The 8,148-nt window shown below is 41.6% G+C and carries 7 protein-coding genes and 1 tRNA gene; all 8 read left to right on the top strand.

All coding sequences use genetic code 11. The annotated features are described in order from the left end of the window. Positions 1-115 precede the first annotated feature (115 nt). A tRNA-Trp gene (locus RMA95_RS09920) sits at positions 116-191 on the top strand. Between the two features lie 75 nt (positions 192-266). Continuing rightward, positions 267-707 (top strand): preprotein translocase subunit SecE, encoded by a 441-nt coding sequence (gene secE, locus RMA95_RS09915; RefSeq protein ID WP_002157045.1) that lies wholly within the window; start codon positions 267-269, stop codon positions 705-707. 7 nt (positions 708-714) lie between these two features. Further along, a complete protein-coding gene (gene nusG, locus RMA95_RS09910) occupies positions 715-1,248 on the top strand; it encodes a transcription termination/antitermination protein NusG (RefSeq protein WP_002115092.1) in 534 nt (177 codons plus the stop codon). A 109-nt stretch (positions 1,249-1,357) separates the two neighbouring features. Continuing rightward, positions 1,358-1,786, top strand: a complete 429-nt coding sequence (gene rplK / locus RMA95_RS09905; protein ID WP_001074682.1) for a 50S ribosomal protein L11 — start codon at positions 1,358-1,360, stop codon at positions 1,784-1,786. Between the two features lie 3 nt (positions 1,787-1,789). Continuing rightward, positions 1,790-2,485, top strand: a complete 696-nt coding sequence (gene rplA, locus RMA95_RS09900; protein ID WP_002156922.1) for a 50S ribosomal protein L1 — start codon at positions 1,790-1,792, stop codon at positions 2,483-2,485. A gap of 319 nt (positions 2,486-2,804) precedes the next feature. Continuing rightward, on the top strand, positions 2,805-3,311 hold the full coding sequence (gene rplJ, locus RMA95_RS09895) for a 50S ribosomal protein L10 (RefSeq protein WP_002157004.1): 507 nt from the start codon (positions 2,805-2,807) through the stop codon (positions 3,309-3,311). A gap of 42 nt (positions 3,312-3,353) precedes the next feature. Next, the gene (rplL, locus tag RMA95_RS09890; RefSeq protein ID WP_174728237.1) at positions 3,354-3,725 is read left to right on the top strand and encodes a 50S ribosomal protein L7/L12; all 372 of its coding nucleotides are present in this window, start codon (positions 3,354-3,356) and stop codon (positions 3,723-3,725) included. Between the two features lie 304 nt (positions 3,726-4,029). Further along, positions 4,030-8,118 (top strand): DNA-directed RNA polymerase subunit beta, encoded by a 4,089-nt coding sequence (gene rpoB, locus RMA95_RS09885; RefSeq protein WP_263612767.1) that lies wholly within the window; start codon positions 4,030-4,032, stop codon positions 8,116-8,118. Positions 8,119-8,148: the final 30 nt, after the last annotated feature.

Here is an 8,148-nt window from a genome sequence, read left to right as displayed (position 1 = left end):
CCGTGAAGGTGGTCGTACTGTAGGTGCTGGTGTTGTTGCGAAAGTAACTGCATAAGCATAATATAGTGACGAATTACGTCTCAAGTTGAGAGCTTTGGCTCTCAACTTGCTTTATAGGTCAGTAGTTCAATTGGTAGAGCGTCGGTCTCCAAAACCGAATGTTGGGGGTTCGAGTCCCTCCTGACCTGCCATATTTTGAAATAAAAAGCTTGATGCTGGCTTAGTTGTTCATATAATAAGTCGCGAGTTCTACGACGAGTACAAAAATGTCGAATGATAAATCGCGTGACGCATTGAGCGACGCGCCAATTCCTCAAAGAAATAATTCTGCTGAAGTTGTTCGTACTGGTTCGCCTTTAGATATCGTTCTATGGGTGATAGCAATTGCATTATTGCTCTCGGCTACCATGGTGAATCAGCATTTACCAGCGTATTGGGCCCCTGCAAATAATGTATGGGTGCGCGTTGGGGTAATTTTTGCTTGTATCGTTGTGGCTTTAGGTTTATTATACGCCACCCATCAAGGTAAAGGCTTCGTTCGTTTGCTGAAAGATGCACGAGTCGAATTGCGTCGAGTAACTTGGCCAACAAAACAAGAAACAGTCACTACATCGTGGCAGGTTCTATTGGTTGTAGTTGTTGCATCGTTAGTATTATGGTGCTTTGACTATGGTTTGGGTTGGTTAATTAAGTTGATTATCGGGTAAAAGAGCTATGAAACGTTGGTACATTATTCATGCCTACTCTGGTTATGAAAAACAAGTGATGCGTTCACTTACAGAACGAATCCAGCGTAGCGCTGTTGCCGATAGCTTTGGTGATGTCCTAGTTCCTACCGAAGAAGTGGTAGAAATGAAGGATGGTAAGAAACGTAAATCTGAGCGTAAATTCTTTCCTGGCTATGTGTTAGTTGAAATGGAAATGAATGATGATACTTGGCACATTGTTAAAGAATGTCCAAAAGTATTAGGTTTTATCGGTGGTACACCTGAAAAACCAGCGCCAATCACTCAACGTGAAGCAGATGCGATTCTTGCGCGTGTACGTAATACTGGTGAAGCTCCACGTCCTAAGACGATGTTTGAACCAGGTGAAGAATTACTCGTTATTGATGGTCCATTCACAGACTTTAAAGGTGTGGTGGAAGAGGTTCAATACGACAAGTCACGTTTAACGTTGACGATTAACGTGTTTAATCGACCAACTCAGGTTGAACTCGAATTTCGCCAAGTCGAAAAAACGATTTAATCTTAATTGGTTGAAAAGCGCCCGATTTTATCGGGCATTGTTGTTGTAACAGTATTGTTACGTAGAAATTGGGGAGCCTAACGGCGCCTGTACCCAGAGGTATTTTAAAATGGCTAAGAAGATTGACGGCTATATCAAGCTGCAAGTTCCAGCTGGTAAAGCAAATCCATCTCCACCAATTGGTCCTGCACTAGGTCAACGTGGTGTAAACATCATGGCATTCTGTAAAGAATTCAATGCTGCTACACAAAAAGTTGAACCAGGTCTTCCAATTCCTGTAGTGATTACTGTGTACAACGACAAGTCGTTCACATTCATCATGAAAACTCCTCCAGCTTCTATTCTTCTTAAGAAAGCTGCTGGTATCCAAAAGGGTTCATCTGTACCTAACAAAACTAAAGTTGGTAAGTTGACTCGTGCTCAATTAGAAGAAATCGCGACTACTAAAGAACCAGACTTAACTGGTGCTGATTTAGACGCGCGTGTTCGTACCATCGCTGGTTCTGCACGTTCTATGGGCTTGGAAGTGGAGCTATAAGACATGGCAAAGTTAACTAAACGTCAAAAAGCCATTGCTGCTGCTGTAGAAGCAAACAAAGTTTACACTTTGGAAGAAGCAGTACAGGTTCTTAACAGCTTACCTGCTGCAAAGTTCAAAGAATCTTTAGACATCTCTGTAAACCTTGGTGTAGATCCACGTAAATCTGATCAGGTTGTTCGTGGTGCTACTACATTACCTGCAGGTACTGGTAAAACTGTACGTGTAGCTGTATTTGCTCAAGGCGCTCAAGCAGAAGCTGCTAAAGAAGCTGGTGCTGATGTTGTAGGTTTTGATGACCTTGCTGAAAGCATCCAAGGTGGAAACCTTGACTTTGATGTTGTAATCGCTGCTCCAGACGCTATGCGTGTTGTTGGTAAGCTCGGTACAATTCTTGGTCCACGTGGTTTAATGCCAAACCCTAAAGTAGGTACTGTAACTCCTGATGTTGCGAATGCTGTTAAAAACGCAAAATCTGGTCAGGCTCGTTACCGTGTAGACAAAGCGGGTATTATCCACGCTGCGATTGGTCAAGTTGGCTTTGATGCTGCTGCAATCCGTCAAAACGTTGAAACTTTAGTTGCTGACTTGAAAAAGTTAAAACCTGCAACTTCTAAAGGCGTATACATCAAGAAGATCACTTTGAGCTCAACTATGGGTCCTGGTCTTACTGTTGATGTAAACAACGTTTCTAACTAAGTTTTAACTTAGTTCTGTACAGAATTTTAAAGTCCTGATTGAGTAGGTAGCAAAAATAGAAATAAGTTTCTATTTTTGCGCAGTCAAAGCAACGCTTTGACTCTTGCTTATCAGGCGGACTTTGAATTGATGAATGAGAATTTATCAGCGTCAAAGACCTCAGGCGAGAAGGCGTTATTTTCGAATAGCGACTTTTCTTAATAACCCAGCCTGCGTAGACGCGGTGGTGTGATTTGTTCCTCCTCCGCGTGTAAGTCGAAAGGCTTACGAATTGGGAGTGTGCCCATTGGGTGCATAAATCACCTTAGGAGGTTTTACAATGGCTCTTCTTATCGAAGACAAAAAACAGATCGTTTCAGAAGTAAGTGAAGTTGCTTCTAAAGCGTTTGCAGCCGTTGTTGCTGACTATCAAGGTTTAAGCGTAGAGCAATTAACAACACTTCGTGTTGAAGCTCGTAAGTTAGGTGTAACTACACGTATCGTACGTAACACTTTGGCTAAGCGCGCATTCCAAGGTACTCAATTTGATATCTTGAACGACAACCTTGTTGGTCCAACAATTCTAGGTTTTTCAACTTCTGAAGATGACATGGGTGCAGCTGCACGCTTGTTTGAAGAATTTGCAAAAACTAACAAAGCATTTGAATTAAAAGCTGCTGCATTTGACGGCAAAGTTTATCAAGGTGCTGATGTTAGCGTTATTGCTAATCTTCCAAACCAAGAGAAAGCGCTTACTATGCTTGCCTCTGTTCTTCAAGCTCCTATTTCGAAATTGGGTCGCCTCATTACAGCGCTCAAAGAGAAAAACGAGTCAGAAGCTGCTTAATCAATTTTACACACCATTCAATATCCATTTGGAGTTATTCTCATGGCTTTAACTAACGAAGAAATCTTAAACGCAGTTGCTGAAAAAACTGTTCTTGAACTTGTTGAATTAATTTCTGCTTTCGAAGAGAAATTCAACGTTTCAGCTGCAGCTGTTGCTGTTGCTGCTCCAGCTGGTGGCGCTGCTGCTGCTGCTGAAGAACAAACTGAATTCAACGTTGAGTTGACTTCTTTCGGTGCTAACAAAGTAGCTGTAATTAAAGCAGTTCGTGAAGCAACTGGCCTTGGTCTTAAAGAAGCTAAAGACCTAGTTGAAGGTGCTCCTCAAGTTCTTAAAGAAGGCGTTTCTAAAGAAGAAGGCGAAGAACTTAAGAAGAAACTTGAAGAAGCTGGTGCTACAGTTACACTTAAGTAATTGTAAAAGGAGTCGGTTTTTAAATCGGCTCCATAAAATGGCTGATGGCTCTTGGGTCATCAGCCTTTTTGCGTTACAATAATCGGCTCGATTTTTGTTAGTTTTGTTTGATTTTTATAAAAATCTAAATAAAACAAGAAATTTCAAATGTTTACCAATATTTTTCATTTTTAAAAATATTGTTAAGCGTTTTTATACCACTAAAAATTGCAGCATTTGTAAACAGTGGTGGCCATATCGGCCTGCGTAATTCCTTCTGAGCCCGTTCTGCAGGCGGGCTTAGTTTACTTTCCGAGGACTCCAGATGGCATACTCATATACCGAAAAGAAACGGATCCGTAAGAATTTTGGTAAATTGCCCCAAGTAATGGATGCACCGTACTTATTATCGATTCAGGTCGATTCGTACAGAACATTCTTGCAAGATGGCAAAACTCCAAAAAACCGCGAAGATATCGGTCTCCAAGCCGCATTTCGTTCAGTTTTTCCTATCGAAAGTTATTCTGGCAATGCTGCTTTAGAATTTGTTGAGTATAGCCTTGGTAAACCTGAGTTCGATGTACGCGAATGTATTCTTCGTGGTTCGACTTATGCGGCACCAATGCGCGTTAAAATTCGTTTGATTATTAAAGATCGCGAAACTAAATCAATTAAAGACGTACGTGAACAAGAAGTCTATATGGGTGAAATCCCATTGATGACTGAAAATGGTACCTTTGTTATCAATGGTACTGAGCGTGTAATCGTATCTCAATTACACCGTTCACCAGGCGTGTTCTTCGATCATGACAAAGGTAAGACTCACTCAAGTGGTAAAGTGTTGTATTCAGCACGTATCATTCCTTACCGTGGTTCATGGTTAGACTTTGAATTTGATGCAAAAGACCTTGTTTACGTACGTATTGACCGTCGTCGTAAATTACTTGCTACTGTTGTGTTACGTGCACTAGGTTATAACAATGAACAAATCTTGAATTTGTTCTACGAAAAAGTACCTGTGTATCTTGACATGGGCAGTTATCAAATTGACCTTGTTCCTGAGCGTTTACGTGGTGAAATGGCTCAATTTGATATTGCTGACAATGAAGGTAAAGTCATTGTTGAGCAAGGTAAACGTATTAATGCGCGTCACGTACGTCAAATGGAAGCTGCAGGTTTAACTAAACTTTCAGTTCCTGACGAATACTTATATGAGCGTATTACTGCTGAAGACATTACTTTACGTGATGGTGAAGTGATTGCTGCGAATACGTTGTTAAGCCATGAAGTAATGGTGAAGTTGGCAGAAGGCGGTGTTAAGCAATTTAACATCCTGTTCACGAACGACATCGACCGTGGTTCTTTTGTTGCTGATACATTACGTGCAGACACAACAGCGGGACGTGAAGAAGCATTAGTAGAAATCTACAAAGTAATGCGTCCGGGCGAGCCACCAACAAAAGAAGCTGCTGAAAATTTATTCAATAACTTGTTCTTCTCTTCTGAGCGTTATGACTTATCTCCAGTAGGTCGTATGAAGTTCAACCGTCGTTTAGGTCGTCCTTACGAAGTTGGTACTGACCAGAAGTCACGTGAAGTTGAAGGTATTTTATCGCACGAAGATATTATCGATGTATTACGTACATTGGTTGAAATCCGTAACGGTAAAGGTGAAGTGGACGATATCGACCACTTGGGTAACCGTCGTGTACGTTCTGTTGGTGAAATGACAGAGAACCAATTCCGTGTTGGTTTGGTTCGTGTTGAGCGTGCTGTTAAAGAACGTTTAAGCCAAGCAGAAACAGATAACTTGTCTCCACAAGACTTGATTAACGCTAAACCAGTTGCTGCTGCAATCAAAGAATTCTTTGGTTCAAGCCAGTTATCTCAGTTCATGGACCAAAACAACCCATTATCTGAGATTACACATAAGCGTCGTGTATCTGCGCTTGGTCCTGGTGGTTTAACACGTGAGCGTGCAGGCTTCGAAGTACGTGACGTACATCAAACTCACTATGGCCGTGTTTGTCCAATTGAAACTCCTGAAGGTCCAAACATTGGTTTGATCAACTCGCTTTCTGTATATGCAAAAGCGAATGACTTCGGTTTCTTGGAAACACCATACCGTAGAGTAGTAGATGGTCGTGTAACTGATGCAGTTGAATATTTATCTGCTATTGAAGAAGTAGGTACTGTTATTGCACAGGCCGACTCTGCTGTAGATAAAGATGGCAACTTAACAGAAGAATTCGTTTCTGTTCGTCATCAAGGTGAATTCGTACGTATGCCACCTGAAAAAGTGACGCATATGGACGTTTCTGCACAACAGGTTGTATCTGTTGCTGCATCACTTATTCCATTCCTTGAACACGATGACGCGAACCGTGCATTGATGGGTTCGAACATGCAACGTCAGGCTGTTCCTACTTTACGTGCTGACAAGCCACTTGTCGGTACAGGTATGGAAGCGAACGTAGCACGTGACTCAGGTGTGTGTGTAATCGCAAATCGTGGTGGTGCAATTGAATATGTAGATGCTTCTCGTATCGTTATTCGTGTAAACGAAGATGAAATGGTTGCAGGTGAGGCGGGTGTAGATATCTATAACCTCATCAAATATACACGTTCGAACCAAAATACTTGTATTAACCAAAATGTTATCGTGAATTTGGGCGACAAAGTTGCTCGTGGTGACATCTTGGCAGACGGTCCATCAACAGACATGGGTGAACTTGCGCTTGGTCAAAACATGCGTGTAGCGTTCATGACATGGAATGGTTACAACTACGAAGACTCGATCTTGTTATCTGAGCGTGTTCTTCAAGAAGACCGTTTAACTTCTATTCATATTCAAGAATTGTCATGTGTAGCACGTGATACTAAGTTAGGTGCAGAAGAAATTACTGCCGATATTCCTAACGTAGGTGAAGCTGCGCTTTCTAAACTTGATGAATCAGGTATCGTTTATATCGGTGCTGAAGTTACTGCTGGTGACATCTTAGTTGGTAAAGTAACGCCTAAAGGCGAAACTCAGTTAACTCCTGAAGAAAAATTGCTTCGCGCAATCTTTGGTGAAAAAGCTGCTGACGTTAAAGATTCATCTTTACGTGTTCCATCTGGTACTAAAGGTACAGTTATCGACGTTCAAGTCTTCACTCGTGATGGCTTAGAGAAAGATGACCGTGCATTAGCGATTGAAAAAGCACAGCTTGATTCTTACCGTAAAGACTTGAAAGAAGAATACAAAATCTTTGAAGAAGCGGCTCGTGAACGTGTAATTCGTTTACTTAAAGGCCAAGAGTCTAATGGCGGTGGTTCAACTAAACGTGGTGATAAACTTTCTGAAGATTTATTGTCTGGTTTAGAGCTTGTTGATTTACTTGAAATTCAACCGACAGATGAAGCAATCGCTGAGCGTTTAACTCAAATTCAAGTGTTCTTGAAAGAGAAGAGCGCAGAAATCGATGAGAAATTCGCTGAGAAGAAACGTAAGCTTGCAACAGGTGATGAGTTAACAACTGGCGTATTGAAAGTTGTTAAGGTTTACTTAGCTGTTAAACGTCGTATTCAGCCTGGTGATAAGATGGCTGGTCGTCACGGTAACAAGGGTGTTGTATCTAACATCTTACCTGTTGAAGACATGCCACACGATGCGAACGGTGTACCGGTAGATATCGTATTGAACCCGTTGGGCGTACCATCTCGTATGAACGTGGGTCAGATTCTTGAGACTCACTTGGGTATGGCGGCTAAAGGGCTTGGTGACAAAATCGAAAAAATGTTGAAAGAACAGCGTACAGTTTTAGAGTTACGTGAATTCTTAGACAAGATTTATAACAAAGTCGGTGGCGAGCAAGAAGATCTTGATAGCTTGACTGATGATGAAATCCTAGCACTTTCAGGCAACTTACGTGCTGGTGTTCCTTTAGCTACTCCTGTATTTGATGGTGCTGAAGAAAGTCAAATTAAAGATTTACTTGAATTGGCTGACATTTCACGTACAGGTCAAACAGTATTGTTTGACGGACGTACAGGTGAACAGTTTGACCGTCCAGTAACTGTTGGTTACATGTACATGTTGAAGTTGAACCACTTGGTTGATGACAAGATGCACGCACGTTCAACTGGTTCTTACTCATTAGTTACACAACAACCGCTTGGTGGTAAAGCACAATTCGGTGGTCAGCGTTTCGGTGAGATGGAAGTATGGGCACTTGAAGCATACGGTGCAGCATATACACTTCAAGAAATGCTCACAGTGAAGTCGGATGACGTTGAAGGACGTACTCGCATCTATAAGAATATTGTAGATGGTAACCATTATATGGATCCGGGTATGCCTGAATCGTTCAACGTATTGACCAAAGAGATCCGTTCTTTAGGTATCAACATTGAACTGAAAAATGGTGACTAAGTCGTAAGACTCACGATTTTTTAGGAAAAA

This window comes from Acinetobacter sp. V110_1, assembly GCF_031798975.1.
Lineage (GTDB): Bacteria > Pseudomonadota > Gammaproteobacteria > Pseudomonadales > Moraxellaceae > Acinetobacter > Acinetobacter nosocomialis_A.
The sequence above is the reverse complement of the archived record's forward strand: the minus strand, read 5'-3'. Positions and strand labels throughout refer to the sequence as shown.

Coding starts and splice junctions, on each gene's coding strand:
- secE (WP_002157045.1), top strand. CDS start 267: ATGTCGAATGATAAATCGCGTGACGCATTGAGCGACGCGCCAATTCCT.
- nusG (WP_002115092.1), top strand. CDS start 715: ATGAAACGTTGGTACATTATTCATGCCTACTCTGGTTATGAAAAACAA.
- rplK (WP_001074682.1), top strand. CDS start 1,358: ATGGCTAAGAAGATTGACGGCTATATCAAGCTGCAAGTTCCAGCTGGT.
- rplA (WP_002156922.1), top strand. CDS start 1,790: ATGGCAAAGTTAACTAAACGTCAAAAAGCCATTGCTGCTGCTGTAGAA.
- rplJ (WP_002157004.1), top strand. CDS start 2,805: ATGGCTCTTCTTATCGAAGACAAAAAACAGATCGTTTCAGAAGTAAGT.
- rplL (WP_174728237.1), top strand. CDS start 3,354: ATGGCTTTAACTAACGAAGAAATCTTAAACGCAGTTGCTGAAAAAACT.
- rpoB (WP_263612767.1), top strand. CDS start 4,030: ATGGCATACTCATATACCGAAAAGAAACGGATCCGTAAGAATTTTGGT.